Source organism: Pseudocnuella soli (assembly GCF_004347775.1).
GTDB lineage: Bacteria > Bacteroidota > Bacteroidia > Chitinophagales > Chitinophagaceae > Flavisolibacter > Flavisolibacter aquaticus.
Window position 1 is genome coordinate 1,110,130 of the sequence record NZ_CP037755.1, and the last position, 16,980, is coordinate 1,127,109.

Genomic DNA, 16,980 nt, shown 5'->3' on the forward strand with positions numbered 1-16,980 from the left:
GGATTATTTATTATTGGAAGCAAAGTTGCACCCCACTTCAACATTCATCTGGTCGGCTGTTCTTTGTCTTCTGTTCGAAATTTTAACCAGCGCCAGAAGTTGGGCGTAGCCCAAACCTGTTGGTAGCAAAATGGTTTTTGCCGATTCCCATTATTTGTGTTGATCGTAGATCAACCCTGTGAACCATTGAAGGATTTTGTAAAAAAGTATGCGTTAGACAGGTTTGGGCTAGGCCCAAAATATTTCCCTAATCAATGCTGTGCTACCAATGGGTGTGGGCTATGCCCACATTTTTGCAGGAAGACCGATGCGGGTTTTACAGCGAAATGTTTATAAAGATCTTTCTACTGCAACCGCTCGGACAGTCACTATTTATACCTCAAAATTCTTAATTCTAATTCTCTCCTCCATTCTTTATTCGAAATTTCTAGTGTCTTGTTCGATATTCTTTTCCCAACTTCCTCTGTTCATCTGTTCCTTATTCTTCTGTTCGATATTTCTACCCTCTGCTTACCCGTTCAATCTGGGCGCCCAGCGCCTGCAGGCGTTTGTCGATGTATTGATAGCCGCGGTCAATCTGGTCGATGTTTTGGATGGTGCTTTTGCCTTCTGCACTCAGGGCCGCAATCAGCAGCGATACGCCGGCACGAATGTCTGGCGAGGTCATATTGATGCCACGCAACTGGTGCTTCCGTTCCAGCCCGATCACCGCGGCACGGTGCGGATCGCACAGGATAATGTTGGCGCCCATTTCAATGAGTTTGTCTACAAAAAACAACCGGCTTTCAAACATCTTTTGATGAATAAGCACCGAGCCTTTTGCCTGCGTAGCCACCACCAGCACAATGCTCAGGAGGTCGGGGGTAAAGCCTGGCCAGGGATGGTCGTAAATAGTGAGGGTGCCGCCATCGAGGAAAGACTGTATCTCGTACATATCCTGTGCGGGAATGTGAATATCATCGCCAACAAAATTCATCTGGATGCCCAGTTGCTGAAACTTCTCGGGAATGATGCCCAGGTTGGGCAGGCTTACATTTTTGATGGTAACCTCGCTTTGCGTCATGGCCGCCAGGCCAATGAACGAGCCGATCTCGATCATATCGGGCAGCATCTGGTGGTCGGTGCCGCCCAGGCTTTCCACGCCTTCAATGATCAGCATATTGGAACCGATGCCGCTGATGTTGGCACCCATGCGGTTGAGCATTTTGCACAACTGCTGCAGGTAAGGCTCGCAGGCAGCGTTGTAAATAGTGGTAGTGCCTTCGGCCAAAACTGCCGCCATTACCACGTTGGCTGTGCCGGTAACCGATGGCTCATCCAGCAACATAAAAGTGCCTTTCAGCGCTGGTGCTTCCAGGTGAAAAAATCCATCGCCGGAATGGTAGTTGAATTTTGCACCGAGTTTTTCAAAGCTTAAAATATGTGTGTCCATCCGGCGGCGGCCAATTTTATCGCCACCGGGCTTGGGGATGAGGGCTGTTTTAAAACGCGCCAGCATGGGTCCGGCCAGCATTACCGAGCCGCGCAGGCGGCCGGCTTTTTTCTTGAACGCATCGGTTTGCAGGTAGGCCACGTTTACATCATTGGCCTGGAATGTGGCCGTTTGCCGGTCGTGGCGCTCCACCTGCACGTTCATATCCTCCAGCAGTTCTATCAGCAGGTTTACATCCACAATGTCGGGGATGTTGCCAATGGTCACCTTTTCGGCGGTCAGCAACACTGCACTCAATATTTGCAGCGCCTCGTTTTTTGCACCTTGCGGAACAATTTCGCCTTTCAGTTTTTTACCGCCAATTACTTCGAACTGTGCCATTTGATAGATTGATTAAGTAACTACAAAAACGTGTTGCAGCCGGAATGTACGCCTTTTGTGTCCGCCAGCCCGCTGCCCGCGGGGAGGTGTTGTTTCAAAAAAATAAGTTGACTGTATTACAATCAACTTACATGCGCCGGGCGCTGAGGTTTGTATGCTGCACCTGAAAAAGGGTGCAGCAATTATTTGAATCGCTTTTTATTGTTGTTGTGCCGGTTGCGGTTATCGCCACCGCCGCGGTTGTCGTTGCGGTTGTTGTTGCCACCGCCATTGTTGTTGCCGCGGTGCCCACCAAACTTGCGCTGTTGTTTGCCATAGCCGCCGCCCCGTTCGCGGGACTCTTGTTGCGGCCTGAAGGCTTTAACATGTGGCGTGTTGGTAAATTCGAGCTGGCCTTTGGTAATAGCGTTCAATTCGCCCTGGATGGCATCATCGTGCACCTGGTCTTTGTGCCAGTTGCTGTACGCCAGCTTCATATAATAGGCAATTGCGTTGGCAAATCCGTTGCGCTTGTCGGGGTTTTCTTCTGCAAGTGCTTTGTCGATCACCAGCTCCAGGTTTTTGCCCAGGTGTGAAAACTTGGGATACCTTTTGGGGTAAGGCAGCGGGTCGGGGCGTGCCTTCAGTGCTTCACGGGTGGGAATGGGATAAGGCGATTCCACTTCCAGTTTAAAATCGGAAATCAGGAACAGGTGGTCCCACAGTTTATGCCGAAAGTCTTCAACGTTTTTCAGGTGGGGGTTTAAAAAACCCATTAATTCAATTACCGCATATGCGTTTTGCTGGCGCCGCACCGGATCTTCAATGGTGAGGAGGTGATCCACCATTTTTTGGATGTGCCGGCCATACTCCCGCATGATCAGGTAACTTCTGGCTGTATTATACTCCATACGCAGCAAATGTAAACAAGGATTGAGGGATAAATACGGATTTCGCAGATTTTTATCACGGATGGAAGGATGGGCTTGAATTGTGCCAACGTCGCAATCAGGCAATGTCCTCTTTTATTTAATATAAAGGAGCGACAAGCATGCTCTTGTTTTTGCAAAACAGAAAAAGGAAAATATGAAATAAGGGAACCTTGTGTGGCTTAAAAATCCGCGCAATCAGCGATAAATAAAAGAAAGGGGCCCCGAACCAAGGCCCCTTTTACAAGCCACCATCCTCTTCCACCTAAGAGGTCGTTTAAAAAATCGTATGTTAAGGGTGAAGCGTCGTTGTCTTCGTTTTTAATCTGTCAAATTGGGTGCCAATTGGTGGTTCTGCACGCCAGGTGTTTTGTTTTATTTAATGAATCCGCCCATTTGTTGAATAAACACACCAAAGCGGAAACCTCTATTACAAAGACGGAAATATTTTCCACAAATGCCAACACGTATCTGGATGTTTTTTGATGGGTTAGCAACGGCCGGCACTGCTACTTTCGCTGTAGTATAAAGTTACAGGGCATAGGCCTGCCGCAGCGGTGGAAACTTGCCGATATTTAAAGCAGTACTTTATACATCCATTTGGGTATAATTACGATGGCATGCATTGTTTCGATTAGTGCCGACAAGTAAGCCGATGGACCACTGCACGCAGCCTGCGGTATATTTGCCCATGCGTTTTGCGGTTTTTTTTTATGCTGATGCTGCCGTTACAAATGATGATGCCGTATGGTGGCAACACCTGCTGCTGGCGATGGTGCAACAGGGTGTACAGCACGAGGTGCTTTTGTTTACCAATAAACCAACAGTATTTACGGCGGTGCACAACCGAATACTGCCGCAAGCATACAAGCAGCCCACAGGTGTGTTGGTGCGGCGCCGCACCCTGAACCGGTGGCTGCAGGCTGCGCAAAAATCGGAAGCGGCTGCAGTGGTTTGTATCGGTACGCAAAGCTTTGTTGCCGGCACAGTGCCCACCTATATTTTTCTGCCGCCAAGCCGGCCGCCTAAGCCTAAACTGTTGGATGCAGCCAAAGCAAAGGGCGCCCATTTTTGGGTAAATGACCAGGCCGCAAAAGCGGATCTTAAAAAAAGAGGCATTGACAACATCACGGTGCTGCCGGGCGGACCTCAGTTTGCGCCGCTTGATCATGGGTTTGATGCAAGTCAATTTCAAGAGCAGCACACCGCAGGCCAGCCTTATTTTTTATACGCAGGCCCGGTAGCGGCCGCACCCAACATTATTGGTTTGCTCAAATCATTTTCCCGCTTCAAACACCGGCAAAAATCAAGTTGGAAACTGGTGCTGCTACCTCTTGGTGGCGATGCCGCCGGCGTGGAGGATTTGCAAAAAATGCTGGCTTCCTATAAATACCGCCACGATGTGGTGCTGCCCCAATGGACCGAAGAGCAAACCGGTGCTGCGGCCTATTTTGCCGCAGCATACGCTTTTGTGCAGCCAACCCCGGTACAACGTTATGGCCATTATCTGCACGATGCCGTTGCTGCAGCTTTGCCCATTATTGCCACCAGCGAACCGCAGCATAAAGCTATAGCGGGCAACACTGCGCTGTACTATGAGGGCGGTGACGAGCAGCTGCTGGCCACCTGCCTGATGCAGGTATATAAAGACGAAGCTCTGCACCGCCGGCTTTGCCAGGCTGCCCGCGAAACGGCAGGGCAAACAGGCTGGCAGCAAACCGCAGCCGCAGCCTGGCAAAGCCTGGGCGTTGCGGAAAAATAGGGGAAACAATTACCTTCGCCGCTCATTAACGCAACAAAATGATCAAGTCAAGTATCACTATAGATGTAACGCTGGACGAGCAGCGGGTGCCGGAAAGTATTGAATGGAAAGCAACAGAAAGCACCGCCGACAGGCCGCAGCAGGCCCGCGCCATGATGCTGTCGCTGTGGGATGGCCAGGAAAAAACCGCCCTGCGCATTGACCTCTGGACGCAGAAAATGATGGTGGATGAAATGGCCGATTTTTACTACCAGACCTTTATGACGATGGCCGACACATTTGACCGCGCCACCAAGCAGCCCGAACTGGTTGCCGAAATGAAGGCTTTTGCCCACCGCTTCTACGACAAGTTCCGCGAACTGCAGATGAAAGAAAATAAAGCCAGCTAAAGATGATAGATGGTAGTTGATAGAAAGTCTTTTACATCACCGTCATCCATCATCCATAATCCAACATCACCCACTATAAACTCGACCCGCTATGAGCCTCGAACAAAAGATAATGGAGCAAATGAAAGACGCCATGAAGGCCAAGAACGAAGCTGCACTGCGCGGACTTCGGGCCATTAAAGCGGAAATCATTAAAGCCAAAACAGAACCCGGCGCTAATGGTGCCGTTTCGGAAGAAGGCGAAACAAAACTGTTGCAGCGCATGGTAAAACAGCGCCGCGACTCACTGGACATTTATCAGCAACAAGGCCGTGCTGACCTGGCGCAGAAAGAGCAGGAAGAAATTGCCGTGATCGAGCAGTTTTTGCCCGCCCAACTGGATGAAGCCGCTCTGAAGGCCGAACTCCAAGCCATCATTGCAGAAACCGGCGCCACCTCGGCTGCCGATATGGGCAAGGTAATGGGCGCCGCTACTAAAAAACTGGCCGGCCGCGCCGATGGCAAAGCCATTTCGGCAGCAGTGAAAGAGCTGTTGCAAAACCCGAGATAATTTACGATTTGGGATTTCGGATTTACGATTTTGGAACCCTTGGATGGTAAAAGGTCACAATAAATGGTAAGTAAACCCAAATCGTAAATCCGAAATCGTAAATCCAAAATTCCCACCACTTCCGCCATGTTTATCGACAGCATTGTAGCCGGCCTGATGGTGCTGGCCCTTTGGAAGGGGTGGCGCAAGGGGCTGGTACTGGCCCTTTTTTCTTTTCTGGCCTTGGTTGTGGGCCTAGCTGCGGCGGTAAAACTGTCGGCGGTGGCGGCTGCGTACCTGGGTGAGCATACCAACCTGTCGGAGCGGTGGCTGCCTTTTGCCGCTTTTGCGCTGGTGTTCATTGGCGTGGCGCTGCTGGTGCGGCTGGGTGCTAAAATGATCGAATCGGGGCTGGAGGCTGTGGCGCTGGGTTGGGCCAACCGGCTGGGCGGCGTTTTATTTTTTGCCCTGCTATACCTTTTTGTGCTGAGCCTGTTGCTTTTTTACGCCAGCCAGCTCAATCTCATTAAGCCCGAAACCCTTGCAGCATCCACCACGTACCCGTTGCTACAGCCACTTGGGCCGCGCATTGTGGGCTTGTTGGGTACGGTACTGCCTTTTTTCAAAAATATGTTTACAGAACTGGAAGGCTTTTTTGAACCCTGATTGCTTCCCGCCGGATCGGGTTTTTTATCCCTGCAAAAATTTGGGCGTTATAGGTGCGGCCTCTTTGACCGCCGGCATACTTTGCTGTACAGCCCATTACACATGCCGAAAAAATAGGCTTTAAGCAGCTGGCATTAATTTGTAAAGATGCCGCTGTAGCGCATCGTTACTGTTTCGGGCACAGGCCGTTGGAACAGTTTTAGTTCAGGTAGCGTATCGCTGCTGCCTCATTATCAAATTGAAGTAAAACCGCTATTTTAGCAACGTAAGGAAAAGAGCATGCAATACGAAATAAAAGAACATAATAAGTTCAGGTACATAGAGGAAGGACAAGGCGAACCGTTGGTGTTACTGCATGGGCTCTTTGGCGCATTGAGCAATTTTAAAGACCTCATTGAATACTTCAGGCATCACTACAAAGTGGTGGTGCCCATGCTGCCCCTGTTTGATCTGGACCTGCTGCACACCTCGGTGGGCGGGCTGGCCAAGTTTGTACACCGCTTTCTGGAATACAAGGATTATAAAGGCGTGCACCTGCTGGGCAACTCGCTGGGTGGCCATGTAGCACTGGTGTATTTGCTAAAACACCCCGAGCGGGTAAAATCGCTCATCCTCACTGGCTCATCGGGGCTGTTTGAAAACGGAATGGGTGATACTTACCCCAAGCGGGGCGATTATGAATACATCCGGAAAAAAGCCGAGATCACTTTTTACGACCCGGCAATGGCCACTACCGAACTGGTGGATGAGATTTTTTCCATCACCAACAACCGGATCAAGGTCATCAAGATTATTGCCCTGGCAAAAAGCGCCATCCGCAACAACCTTGGGGATGAATTACAAAATATAAAACAGCCCACACTGCTGATTTGGGGCGCCAACGACACCATCACGCCGCCCTTTGTGGCACAGGAATTTAAAAAACTGATCCCAGGCAGTGAGTTGCATTTTATTGACAAATGCGGCCATGCACCAATGATGGAAGTGCCCGGTGAGTTCAACGTGATCCTTCATAAATTTTTAAAAAAACTGGCTGAGCCTGCAACAGTAGCCTGATCTTTTTTGTCTGTTAAGGTAAAGGCCGTAATCCATGTTAACCCGACAACTCATATCGAACACAATTCCCTACCTGCATAAGGGCGATAAGGTTTATCAGGCATTACAGCTGATGAACGACTACCACGTATCGCACCTGCCCATTGTAGACGAAGAAAAATACCTCGGCATCATCAGCGAAGAGCAACTGTTGCACAGCGACGATGACAACAGCCTGAGCGACCTGCCCATATCGGAAGGCGGCACCACAGTGCAGGCCAACGACCATTTTTTGAAAGCTATTGAAGTAGCCGTGCAAAAAAACCAAAGCATTGTGCCGGTGGTGGAAGAAAACCAGATGGTGGGCATTGTTACTTACAACGACCTGCTGCGCAATGCTTCCGACTTTATGAGCCTGGGGCAGCCCGGTGCCCTAATTGTGCTGGAAATGGAACCCAAGGCGTACTCGTTTACCGAGATCAACCGCATTGTAGAATCCAATGATGCACAAATTACCCAATTAAACACCTTCGCCGATACCGAAACCGGGATGATGCAGGTAACCATCCGGCTTTCTAAAACTGAGGTTTCGGCAATTATCGCCACCTTTCAGCGTTATGAGTACACGATCAAGTACTATTTCGGCGAAGAAATGTATGAAAATGAGCTGCGGGGCAACTTCGACAACCTGATGCATTACTTGAATATTTAGGCTCACCTCCGCTCTGGATCAATATTCGCACGATTATTTCGTACGGATGACTTATATTCATTGTCTGATGAGCGTTGCCCGATTCTGTTCCCTGATGCTGGCTTGCCTGTTGTTGCATTGCTGCGCCTTTTGCCAGGTTGCATCGGTTGAGGGTACCCTCCTTTATTCTACCCGCGAAGAAATTCCACTCAAAGATTCCGCTGGCCTTTTTTCCATCGAGGAAATTAAAATCGTAGGCAACCGCATTACCCGCGACAATATTATTCACCGCGAACTTTCGTTTGCCCTGCACCAGCAGCTGCCGCTCAACGACCTGGCCAATGCACTGGCCGAATCGAGAAAGCGCCTGATGAACACCGGGCTGTTCCTGGATGTGGTGGTTACGCTAAGCTCACTGCGTGGTTACGAAGCCTATGTAACCATCGAGCTGCGCGAACGCTGGTATGTGTACCCCGTGCCTTTTTTGAAAATGGTGGACCGAAACTTTGGGCAGTGGGTAAAAGAAAAAGACATGGATTTTAATCGGGTGAATTATGGCATCAAGTTTACCCACAAAAACACCACTGGCCGCCGCGACCGCAGCACCCTCAATTTTATGCACGGCTACACCAAGGCCGTCAGTTTTTCGTACCAGGGATTGTTTTTGGACAAAGCCATGAAATGGTCGGCAGGTATGGGTGTGGCGATAGGACACAACAAAGAGCTGATCTACAACACGGAGCGCAACAAGCAAATGGCCTATAAGGACAACAACGATTTTGTGCACTCTTATTTTCGCGGCTATGCGGAGGTGAACTATCGTCCGGCCATTTTTACCACGCATACTTTTGGTTTCCGGTATTCGCAGGAGCGCATTGCCGATACCATTCTGGCCATCAACCCGGCTTATTCGTTCAACAACAATCGCATACGCCAGCCCGAGTTGTACTACAACATGGCTTATTTCAATGTTGACTTTATTCCTTACCCAACCAAAGGTTTTATTGCCAACGTGCTGGTGCAGAAAAAAGGCTTTCAGCGGCCGTTGAACATGTGGCAGCTCAATGTAAAAACTTCAGCCTCGTGGCCGCTTTCCGAAAAATCGTTTTTTAACCTGCGCACCGCCGGAACGGTGAAGTTGCCCTTTAAACAGCCTTATGTAAATAAATCGCTGATCGGCAATTCGGATATGTTCATGCAGGGTTACGAGTATTTTGTGGTGGATGGTGTGGCCGGCGGCTATACCAAGGCCACATTGGCGCACCGCCTGTTCAGCACCAATATCGGCATCCCGTCGGAGCGGTTCCGTCGGTTGAATCATATTCCGTTCAAGGCGTACGCAAAAATTTTCGGCAACGCCGGGTATGTGTATAACCCGCAGCCGGGCGACAATATGCTGGCCAACCGCATGCTGTACTCGGGTGGAGTAGGGGTGGATATCATCACATTCTACGACTTTATCATCAAGCTGGAATGGAGCTTCAACCAGATCGGGCAAAACGGCCTAAATTTGCACCGCAAGGATTACTTCTGATCAGCCGCAATACAAAAGAACCAATTTGAAGGTAGCTATTTACAGCCGGGTGCTGGAAGAAAGCCAGCTTAAGGACGTACAGCTTTTTTTCGACGAACTAGCCAATGAAGGCTTTGTGCCTGTGGTGCACCAGTATTTTCTTTCCCAGATGCAGGGCCATGTGTCGCTGCCGCTCAATACCACGCATTTCACTTCTTCAGCCGATCTGTCGGAAGACATTGATTTTTTTGTAAGCCTTGGCGGCGATGGCACCCTGCTCGATGCCGTAACCCTGGTGCGCAATAAAGCCATCCCGGTGGTGGGCATCAACTTTGGCCGGCTGGGCTTTTTGGCCTCCATTGGCCGCGACGAAATGCGGGAAGCCATCCGTGCACTGGCCCGCCGTTCGTACATAATCGACAAGCGAACGCTGGTGCACCTCGATGCCAACCTGCCGCTGTTTGGCGATGTGCCTTATGCGCTGAACGAGTTTGCCATCCACAAGCAGGATATTTCCCCGATGATCAAGATCAATACCTACCTCAACGGGGAATTACTCAATACCTATTGGGCCGACGGGCTGATTTTGGCCACACCAACGGGCTCTACCGGCTATTCGCTGAGTTGTGCCGGGCCAGTGGTTTTTCCCGACGCCTGCTCTTTTGTGCTGACGCCCATTGCTCCGCACAACCTGAACGTGCGGCCCATAGTGGTGCCTGATAACACCATTATTTCGTTTGAAGTGGAAAGCCGGGCGCCCAATATTATTTGTGCCCTCGACTCGCGGCGCGAACTAGTGAGCAAAGACGTGCTGCTGGCAGTGCGCAAAGAAAGCTTTGTGCTGAACCTGGTGCGGCTGAACGAAAACAACTTTTTGCAAACGCTGCGGAATAAGTTGTCGTGGGGATTGGATAAGCGGAATTAGTTGGAAGTCGGAAGTCCGCAGTCGGAAGACAGGGATTTTAATGCAGTCTTTTCATTTTAGTAAAAATGCGCCGCCTGGTGTTTCTGTCAATTTGACAACCGTAGGTGCTTTGGCCCGTGCCTTGTTTAACCGCCCCTGACCGCACGGGCGGCCATTATTTTTCCAAACTGTACAAAAAATATAAACGGCTTATGCAGCACCAAAAGGGGACGATTTCGATCCATACCGAAAACATTTTCCCGATCATTAAAAAATTCCTCTACTCCGACCATGAGATTTTTCTGCGCGAACTGGTTTCCAACGCAGTGGATGCAACGCAAAAAATCAAGCGGCTTTCCTCGCTGGGGCAGGCGCCTGGCGAACTGGGCGAACTGAAAGTAAGCGTGGCGTTTGACAAAGAGGCAAAAACCATCACCATCTCCGACCGCGGCATTGGCATGACCGCCGAGGAAATTGAAAAATACATCAACCAGATCGCATTTTCCGGCGCTACCGAGTTCATGGAAAAGTTCAAGGAAGCCAAAGACGCCAACGAGATCATTGGCCGTTTTGGTCTGGGTTTTTACTCGGCGTTTATGGTGGCCGATAAAGTAGAAATTCAAACCCTGTCGTACCAGCCCGGCGCCGAACCGGCCCGTTGGGTATGCGATGGCAGCACCGAATACGAAATAACGGATGGCAACAAAACCGACCGCGGCACCGATGTAATCCTGTACATCAATAGCGAGTCGGAAGAGTTTTTGGACCAGCACCGCCTGGAAGAAATCCTGAACAAATACGGCAAGTTTCTGCCCGTGCCCATTGAGTTTGGTACCAAAACCGAAACCGAAGAAGACGGCGTTGATGAAAAAGGCGAACCGAAATACAAGTCGGTGGAGGTGCCCAACATCATCAACAACACAACGCCCATCTGGACCAAATCGCCTTCGGAACTGAAAGATGAAGACTACCTGAAATTTTACAAGGAGCTTTATCCTTTTTCCGAAGATCCCCTGTTCTGGATCCACCTCAACGTGGATTATCCGTTCAACCTCACCGGCGTACTGTATTTCCCGAAAATCAAAAACGAACTGGAACTGCAGCGCAACAAGATCAAGCTGTTTAGCCGCCAGGTGTTTATTACCGACGAGGTAAAAGACATTGTACCGGAGTTCCTGATGCTGCTGCACGGCGTCATCGATTCGCCGGACATTCCGCTGAACGTAAGCCGTTCATTTTTACAGGCCGACAGTAACGTTAAAAAGATCAACGCTTACATCAGCCGCAAGGTGGCCGATAAGCTGGGCGAGCTTTTTAAAAAAGACCGCAAGGCTTACGAAGAAAAATGGAACGACATCGGCATGTTTGTGAAATACGGCATGATGTCGGAAGACAAGTTTTTTGAAAAAGGAAAAGAGTTTGCGCTGCTCACCAACACCAAGGGCGAATACTTTACCCTCGATGAGTACAAAGCGAAAGTAGAACCGCTGCAAACCGACAAGAACGGCACCGTGGTGTACCTATACACAGTGGATGCAGGCCGGCAGGATGCATACATTCAGGCGGCAGGTAAAAAAGAGTACGATGTGCTGGTGATGAATTCGCCCATCGACAACCATTTTATCCACCACATGGAAATGAAAGGCGAAAAAATTTCCTGGAAACGGGTTGATGCCGATGTGATGGATAAGCTGATTGAAAAGGACGAGGAACGCAGCCATGTACTTACCGAAGACGAATCGAAAAAAGTAAAAGAGCTGTTTGAAAAAGCCATTGGCAAACCCGAAATGCAGGTGCACATTGAAGCCCTCAGCCCCGACGAACTGCCGGTGCATGTAACCATGGAAGAGTGGATGCGCCGCATGAAGGAAATGGCCAAGATGGGCGGCGGCGGCATGGGCTTTTACGGCAACCTGCCCGACAGCTATAAAGTGGCGGTAAACGGAAACCACAAACTGGTAAGCCGCATGCTGCAGGCCGAAAGCGAAGAGCAGCAATTGGCACTGGCCAAACAAGCCTATGACCTGGCTTTGCTGTCGCAGGGCATGCTTACCGGCGCCGACCTCACGGCGTTTGTAAACCGCAGCGTGAACCTGATATAAAAAGGCAAAATTCAAAAGTAAAAATTCAAAAAAGGGTGTCTCCGAAATGGGGACACCCTTTTGAATTTTACCTGTTTACTTTTTACTTATTTAGTCCATGTATTTCAGCACCTGCTGCTGGTAAGTTGCGAGGTCTTCCTCAGTACTCAGTTCATCAAACTTCGACACTTCGCCGCCCGGCGAACGCCGCTCCAACACCACGATGCCGCCACCTACCACAATGCGCCGGGCCTTTTCAAAAATGCTTTCCAGTTCATCGCGGTTGCCAATGGTTTGTAGTTCCTCTACCTGTTGCACGTTGATGGTGTATTCGTGGGTCATGTTTGCAAAAATATTTGGGGCAAAACTATGGGGCGAAGGGATAAAAAAAGAGGTCAAACGTTGGTTCGACCTCTCCTTTCAATTGTTTAACTCGCCATTGGTCTGGCGCCAGCACCCTATTTACAGATCCGATTGTATTGTAGTAAAACTGGTGTTCCGAATCTGTAGTGGTCTGTACCGGCTTCTCTTTTAAAATACCAAACAGCATACCAAAATGATTTGAGGCGCGGCGGGCAAAATAATTTGTTTGTGCCCCATCAATGGCGCTGCTCAAAGCCGCTACAGGCGCAGGTTGTAAAGGTTTTCACAAAAGCCCGGCGTTATTTTATTTTGGTAAAAAATAGTGCATTTTGAATAGTGCTGCTGTCGTATCTTTAGTATTCACCAAATAAAAAGGAGGTATTCATGATATCTACAGATCATTCATGGACGCCTTCGGTTAGTATCGTCTAACCGGGCTTTCTCCATTCAAATATCTGTTTCCGACGCAAGTGAATGCGTCAAGTTTGCCACCGGGTATACCCGGTGGCTTTTTTATGACCACAGATGTATGTGATTGCAAAAGATTAAAATGATTGGGTGGCCGGGTGAATTGCGTTTGCGCTATATCTGGATAAATGCAATTAGGGTAAAATTTATTCGCTTTGTTACTCTTCCCTTTCCTTCTTTGTGCTCCTTTGGTCCTTCGTGTCTTCGTGGTTCAAAAATGCCCCTTATCCACACGCAATTCATAATTTCACCACCATCATCTACCATCAATCAACCATCATCTCCCATGTCCCTTCCCGAAGTATGGCTCCGCGGTCCGTTGCCCAATATTCCTGCACTGCTGCAGCCAGTGGCGCATGCACTGTTGCAGGCCCGTGAAGAAATCGAACAACTAATGCAGGATTTTCCGGACGACCTGTTGTGGGAAAAGCCCGCCGGTTTGGCCTCGCCGGGTTTTCACCTGCAGCATATGAGCGGCGTGCTGGACCGGTTGTTTACCTATGCCCGTGGTGCAGCGCTTAGCGAGGCGCAAATGCAGTATTTAAAAGCGGAAGGAAGCCCGCAGTCGGGCCTGCAAACCACGGCGCAATTGGTGCAAAACGTACAAAAAGGAATTGAGCAGGCCCTGGCCACCTTATCTGCCGCCGATGAGCAACGCCTCACCGATCACCGCGATGTGGGCCGTGCAAAACTGCCGTCAACAGTATTGGGTTTATACGTGCATGCCGCCGAACATACCATGCGCCATCTGGGCCAGTTGCTCGTAACGGTGCGCATCATCCGCGGTAAATAAAAAAGGGGAGAGGAGATGGTGAATGAGGAATTGTGAATGATGAATTTGGAGCATCTCAAATAATCAATAATTCATCATTAATAATTCAAAATAGTCGCCGGTCAAATTTCGACTACGCCATTAATTCATCAATCCCGATATCGTCCAGCCATTGGTCGAACTGGTGGCTGCCGGTGGCAAAAGCCTGCAGCCGCACAATCACGTTGAAGTGCTGGTGGTGGTGCAGCTCCACATAAAAATCTCCCAGTGCATACAGCCGCAGGGTGCAGTATGCTGCTTCGCGTTCCGCCAGCAAAACACCTTGATGCTCCAACACATCAAACTGGGTTTCTTCGTTTATCCGGAGGTATTCTGGGAGTTTCATCAACAGGAAATTGAAGCGTAAAAGTATAGCGGGAACAATGGAAAATTCGAACGGTTTCGGTGAAGTAAGTTTAATACAGGACGAAGTTATTTTTTAGATCGTTGCTCCTGCATTGCGGTGCCCGGTGGTGCATCGCTGCAAGCACAAGCTGTGTCCATTCCGGGCCTTTCTGCACCCACTACTATCGTGCCGGCTGCACATTGCTCCAGCCGCAATCTGCAGGTAATGCCGGTAGCCGTTGTACCCTGCACTACCCACACAGGGCAGGGCGTTGCGCGGCGGTTGCTTTTGTGGTACAAAATCAGCCCATTGGCTACCACCGCAGCCGCGTCGCTTTGCGCCAATCCCAGGCATTTCAGACGGCACAATGCGGTTGCCGAAAACTGCAGCTGGCGCGGGTTTCGGTCAAATGCTTCTCTTGCTCCCGGCGGCTTTGTCCGGATCATGGCCCATGCCATGAGGCAGCAAACCAGCAGCAGCGAAAGCATTACATTGCGCGACTTCATGAGCAGGTGGTGCATTGGCGCCACACAGGTAAAACAAATGTGTGCAGCCAATGTTGTTATAAATGTATTGCGCTAAAATTTATTGTGCACCCTTTGCGCTTTCTATTTTGTAAAACTTTTTGCAGATGTTAGGGCACGCAGCACATTGGTTAAAAACAAGCTTGGCACTGCGCATCCAATGCAGTTATGACCTATTTTTAGGCAAATAGTAAACCTTTATGCGAACCGTTGAACATATACTGGAAAGTAAGGCCCAGCCCTTTAACGTCATTGCTCCTGATGCCCTGGTGATAGATGCCCTGAAGAAACTCGATTCGGTAAACCTTAGCTATCTTATTGTGATGGAAGATGGCGCCTATAAAGGCGTTTTTTCGGAACGCGAATATAGCCGCAACGTGGTGCTGAAAGGACGCAACAGCAACACCAGCACCGTAGCCGAAGTAATGACCACCGACCTGCCCCGGGTGCAACTGAGCGATACCGTGGAGCAGTGCATGAACACCATGAGCGAAGCCCGTACCCGTTACCTGGTGGCCTATGATGGCGCAGGCGCTTTTGCCGGCATCATCACCATTCACGACCTGTTGCGCCAGGTAATTTCCGACAAGGAACTGGTGTTCGACAGCAGCATTGCACAAAACCTGCTCAACCACGACGAGCGGGGTATTTATTGATTCCAACACCCGATTTAACCATGCGCATATTATTGGTGTTTTTGCTGCTGTGTAGCCTGGCAGGCAATGCCCAGGAAGCGCCGTTTGCTTCCGAGATACAAGCATTTACCCGGCAGGACAGCGAGCAGCCTCCACCCAAACGGCCCATTTTATTTGTGGGCTCTTCATCGTTCCGGTTGTGGCAAAATTTGCAGCAGGATTTTGCCGGCAAGCCGGTGCTCAACCGCGGGTTTGGCGGCGCATCTATCCCCGATGTGGTGCGGTATGCCGATGAAACCATTTTCCGGTACAACCCTTCCCGCATTATTTTTTACTGTGGCGAAAACGACCTGGCAGATTCCGATACCGTCAGTGCACAAACGGTGGTGAGCCGGTTCACAGCTTTGTTTACCCAAATAAGAAGCAAGCTGCCCGGTGTGCCGTTCACTTTTGTGTCCATCAAACCCAGCCCAAGCCGTGTACACCTGATGCCCAAGATGGCCGCAGCTAATAAAGCCATCCGCGCCTTTTTGCAGCAGCATCCGCAAACTGCTTTCGTCGACGTATTTACGCCCATGCTCAACGATGCAGGGCGGCCGCGGCCCGAGCTGTTTGTGTCCGACAGCCTGCACATGAACCGGCAGGGTTATGTGCTTTGGAAAGGGCTGCTGCAGCGGCAGGTGCGCTAACGATTTTTTGTACCAACAACAAAGGGGCCGCTCACCGGCCCCTTTGTTGTTTTATGCTGTAACGTTTTTTATTTTTTTACCAAAAAAATACCCGCCAATATCAGTACTACTCCGAGTAATTGCATGGGCGTAATACTGCGCTGCACGGTGCCCAGCCAGCCGAAATGATCGAGCAGCAGGGCCATGAAAATTTGCCCGCACACCACCAGGATGAATGTAAGCGCCACACCCTGCCGCTGGTTGACCCAGGTAATATAGCTCAGGAACAATGCGCCCAGCACGCCGCCCAGCCAAATATACCACGGCGAAGTGCGGCCCGGCTTCAATGACACCAACGAGCTGCCGTTGATAAAACTGTTGGCCAGCAGCAGGCAAACCGTTCCAATCAAAAACGAAAGCAATGCCCCAACCAGTGCACCGCCGGTTTGGCGCCCCAGCCGGCTGTTGAGAATGGCCTGCGCCGGCAGCAGGCAGCCCGCCAGCAGCGTAAAAAACAAGTATAGATTTTTCATGTATGCCTGTGGTTGTAGCTAAAAATTGGTGGTTTACGTATTGCGGTTGCCTGTGGCCGTTATGGGTAGCCAGATGAAGGTAAATTTTTTTTGCCCCGGCCGGTAAAATTCAGCACCACCGGGTGCTGAGAAACACTTAGCGTTGAAAAATGGCATTTTGTCTAATATATATCATGCAGTAAACTTGTTGCAGCAACTTTACGCTGTTGAGAAAAACCAAATTCTATGAACCAGTTATTATCTGCACAGTCGCTCCGTAGCTTTGGCCGGCTGATGCTGTTGGTCTTTACCTTATTCTGCCTGGTCAACCTTTTAGCTTAGGCCGGTTGTACCCACAAAAA

The 16,980-nt window shown here is 49.9% G+C and carries 19 protein-coding genes; 12 read left to right on the plus strand and 7 right to left on the minus strand.

Annotated features, from left to right (window positions below; all coding sequences use genetic code 11):
• Positions 1-499 precede the first annotated feature (499 nt).
• Entirely contained in the window at positions 500-1,813 is a 1,314-nt protein-coding gene (murA, locus tag EPD17_RS04685; protein ID WP_132052202.1) for a UDP-N-acetylglucosamine 1-carboxyvinyltransferase, read from the minus strand.
• Between the two features lie 182 nt (positions 1,814-1,995).
• Positions 1,996-2,703 (minus strand): DUF4290 domain-containing protein, encoded by a 708-nt coding sequence (locus EPD17_RS04690; protein ID WP_114236488.1) that lies wholly within the window; start codon positions 2,701-2,703, stop codon positions 1,996-1,998.
• 709 nt (positions 2,704-3,412) lie between these two features.
• Here EPD17_RS04690 and EPD17_RS04695 point away from each other — a divergent pair.
• The 9 genes from EPD17_RS04695 (at position 3,413) to htpG (ending at position 12,312) form a co-directional block, all read left to right on the plus strand.
• Positions 3,413-4,483 carry a glycosyltransferase gene (locus EPD17_RS04695; protein ID WP_165929522.1) on the plus strand — a complete coding sequence of 357 codons (1,071 nt, stop codon included), beginning with the start codon at positions 3,413-3,415 and terminating at the stop codon, positions 4,481-4,483.
• A gap of 38 nt (positions 4,484-4,521) precedes the next feature.
• The gene (gene gldC, locus EPD17_RS04700) at positions 4,522-4,872 is read left to right on the plus strand and encodes a gliding motility protein GldC (RefSeq protein WP_204743302.1); all 351 of its coding nucleotides are present in this window, start codon (positions 4,522-4,524) and stop codon (positions 4,870-4,872) included.
• Positions 4,873-4,963: 91 nt separating this feature from the next.
• Complete coding sequence (locus EPD17_RS04705) at positions 4,964-5,422, plus strand: GatB/YqeY domain-containing protein (protein WP_132052206.1); 459 nt, start codon at positions 4,964-4,966, stop codon at positions 5,420-5,422.
• 126 nt (positions 5,423-5,548) lie between these two features.
• The gene (locus EPD17_RS04710) at positions 5,549-6,067 is read left to right on the plus strand and encodes a CvpA family protein (protein WP_132052208.1); all 519 of its coding nucleotides are present in this window, start codon (positions 5,549-5,551) and stop codon (positions 6,065-6,067) included.
• A 279-nt stretch (positions 6,068-6,346) separates the two neighbouring features.
• On the plus strand, positions 6,347-7,123 hold the full coding sequence (locus tag EPD17_RS04715; RefSeq protein WP_114236492.1) for an alpha/beta fold hydrolase: 777 nt from the start codon (positions 6,347-6,349) through the stop codon (positions 7,121-7,123).
• Positions 7,124-7,157: 34 nt separating this feature from the next.
• Entirely contained in the window at positions 7,158-7,814 is a 657-nt protein-coding gene (locus EPD17_RS04720) for a CBS domain-containing protein (protein WP_114236493.1), read from the plus strand.
• Between the two features lie 67 nt (positions 7,815-7,881).
• Positions 7,882-9,327 carry a POTRA domain-containing protein gene (locus tag EPD17_RS04725; RefSeq protein ID WP_165929523.1) on the plus strand — a complete coding sequence of 482 codons (1,446 nt, stop codon included), beginning with the start codon at positions 7,882-7,884 and terminating at the stop codon, positions 9,325-9,327.
• A gap of 25 nt (positions 9,328-9,352) precedes the next feature.
• Complete coding sequence (locus EPD17_RS04730; RefSeq protein WP_114236495.1) at positions 9,353-10,231, plus strand: NAD kinase; 879 nt, start codon at positions 9,353-9,355, stop codon at positions 10,229-10,231.
• Positions 10,232-10,422: 191 nt separating this feature from the next.
• The gene (gene htpG, locus EPD17_RS04735; RefSeq protein WP_132052212.1) at positions 10,423-12,312 is read left to right on the plus strand and encodes a molecular chaperone HtpG; all 1,890 of its coding nucleotides are present in this window, start codon (positions 10,423-10,425) and stop codon (positions 12,310-12,312) included.
• Between the two features lie 90 nt (positions 12,313-12,402).
• On the opposite strand, the gene EPD17_RS04740 is transcribed toward htpG, so the two are convergent.
• On the minus strand, positions 12,403-12,633 hold the full coding sequence (locus EPD17_RS04740; RefSeq protein WP_132052214.1) for a hypothetical protein: 231 nt from the start codon (positions 12,631-12,633) through the stop codon (positions 12,403-12,405).
• A gap of 25 nt (positions 12,634-12,658) precedes the next feature.
• Positions 12,659-12,907, minus strand: a complete 249-nt coding sequence (locus EPD17_RS04745) for a hypothetical protein (protein WP_132052216.1) — start codon at positions 12,905-12,907, stop codon at positions 12,659-12,661.
• 501 nt (positions 12,908-13,408) lie between these two features.
• Here EPD17_RS04745 and EPD17_RS04750 point away from each other — a divergent pair.
• Positions 13,409-13,915 (plus strand): DinB family protein, encoded by a 507-nt coding sequence (locus EPD17_RS04750; protein ID WP_132052218.1) that lies wholly within the window; start codon positions 13,409-13,411, stop codon positions 13,913-13,915.
• Between the two features lie 112 nt (positions 13,916-14,027).
• On the opposite strand, the gene EPD17_RS04755 is transcribed toward EPD17_RS04750, so the two are convergent.
• Together EPD17_RS04755 and EPD17_RS04760 are read right to left on the minus strand one after the other, a co-directional pair.
• Complete coding sequence (locus EPD17_RS04755) at positions 14,028-14,279, minus strand: hypothetical protein (protein ID WP_114236499.1); 252 nt, start codon at positions 14,277-14,279, stop codon at positions 14,028-14,030.
• Positions 14,280-14,365: 86 nt separating this feature from the next.
• Positions 14,366-14,836: a hypothetical protein gene (locus EPD17_RS04760; protein ID WP_132052220.1), complete on the minus strand. Its 471-nt coding sequence runs from the start codon at positions 14,834-14,836 to the stop codon at positions 14,366-14,368.
• A 167-nt stretch (positions 14,837-15,003) separates the two neighbouring features.
• On the opposite strand from EPD17_RS04760, the gene EPD17_RS04765 reads away from it, so the two are divergent.
• A complete protein-coding gene (locus EPD17_RS04765; RefSeq protein ID WP_132052222.1) occupies positions 15,004-15,459 on the plus strand; it encodes a CBS domain-containing protein in 456 nt (151 codons plus the stop codon).
• A gap of 20 nt (positions 15,460-15,479) precedes the next feature.
• Complete coding sequence (locus EPD17_RS04770) at positions 15,480-16,127, plus strand: GDSL-type esterase/lipase family protein (RefSeq protein ID WP_132052224.1); 648 nt, start codon at positions 15,480-15,482, stop codon at positions 16,125-16,127.
• A gap of 68 nt (positions 16,128-16,195) precedes the next feature.
• Here the strand turns inward: EPD17_RS04770 and EPD17_RS04775 are convergent, their stop codons facing one another.
• Positions 16,196-16,639: a DMT family transporter gene (locus tag EPD17_RS04775; RefSeq protein WP_132052226.1), complete on the minus strand. Its 444-nt coding sequence runs from the start codon at positions 16,637-16,639 to the stop codon at positions 16,196-16,198.
• Positions 16,640-16,980 lie beyond the last annotated feature (341 nt).

Excerpts from the sequence above, each read along its gene's own strand:
- murA (WP_132052202.1), bottom strand. The coding sequence starts at position 1,813 with ATGGCACAGTTCGAAGTAATTGGCGGTAAAAAACTGAAAGGCGAAATT.
- EPD17_RS04690 (WP_114236488.1), bottom strand. The coding sequence starts at position 2,703 with ATGGAGTATAATACAGCCAGAAGTTACCTGATCATGCGGGAGTATGGC.
- EPD17_RS04695 (WP_165929522.1), top strand. The coding sequence starts at position 3,413 with ATGCGTTTTGCGGTTTTTTTTTATGCTGATGCTGCCGTTACAAATGAT.
- gldC (WP_204743302.1), top strand. The coding sequence starts at position 4,522 with ATGATCAAGTCAAGTATCACTATAGATGTAACGCTGGACGAGCAGCGG.
- EPD17_RS04705 (WP_132052206.1), top strand. The coding sequence starts at position 4,964 with ATGAGCCTCGAACAAAAGATAATGGAGCAAATGAAAGACGCCATGAAG.
- EPD17_RS04710 (WP_132052208.1), top strand. The coding sequence starts at position 5,549 with ATGTTTATCGACAGCATTGTAGCCGGCCTGATGGTGCTGGCCCTTTGG.
- EPD17_RS04715 (WP_114236492.1), top strand. The coding sequence starts at position 6,347 with ATGCAATACGAAATAAAAGAACATAATAAGTTCAGGTACATAGAGGAA.
- EPD17_RS04720 (WP_114236493.1), top strand. The coding sequence starts at position 7,158 with ATGTTAACCCGACAACTCATATCGAACACAATTCCCTACCTGCATAAG.
- EPD17_RS04725 (WP_165929523.1), top strand. The coding sequence starts at position 7,882 with ATGAGCGTTGCCCGATTCTGTTCCCTGATGCTGGCTTGCCTGTTGTTG.
- htpG (WP_132052212.1), top strand. The coding sequence starts at position 10,423 with ATGCAGCACCAAAAGGGGACGATTTCGATCCATACCGAAAACATTTTC.
- EPD17_RS04740 (WP_132052214.1), bottom strand. The coding sequence starts at position 12,633 with ATGACCCACGAATACACCATCAACGTGCAACAGGTAGAGGAACTACAA.
- EPD17_RS04750 (WP_132052218.1), top strand. The coding sequence starts at position 13,409 with ATGTCCCTTCCCGAAGTATGGCTCCGCGGTCCGTTGCCCAATATTCCT.
- EPD17_RS04755 (WP_114236499.1), bottom strand. The coding sequence starts at position 14,279 with ATGAAACTCCCAGAATACCTCCGGATAAACGAAGAAACCCAGTTTGAT.
- EPD17_RS04765 (WP_132052222.1), top strand. The coding sequence starts at position 15,004 with ATGCGAACCGTTGAACATATACTGGAAAGTAAGGCCCAGCCCTTTAAC.
- EPD17_RS04770 (WP_132052224.1), top strand. The coding sequence starts at position 15,480 with ATGCGCATATTATTGGTGTTTTTGCTGCTGTGTAGCCTGGCAGGCAAT.
- EPD17_RS04775 (WP_132052226.1), bottom strand. The coding sequence starts at position 16,639 with ATGAAAAATCTATACTTGTTTTTTACGCTGCTGGCGGGCTGCCTGCTG.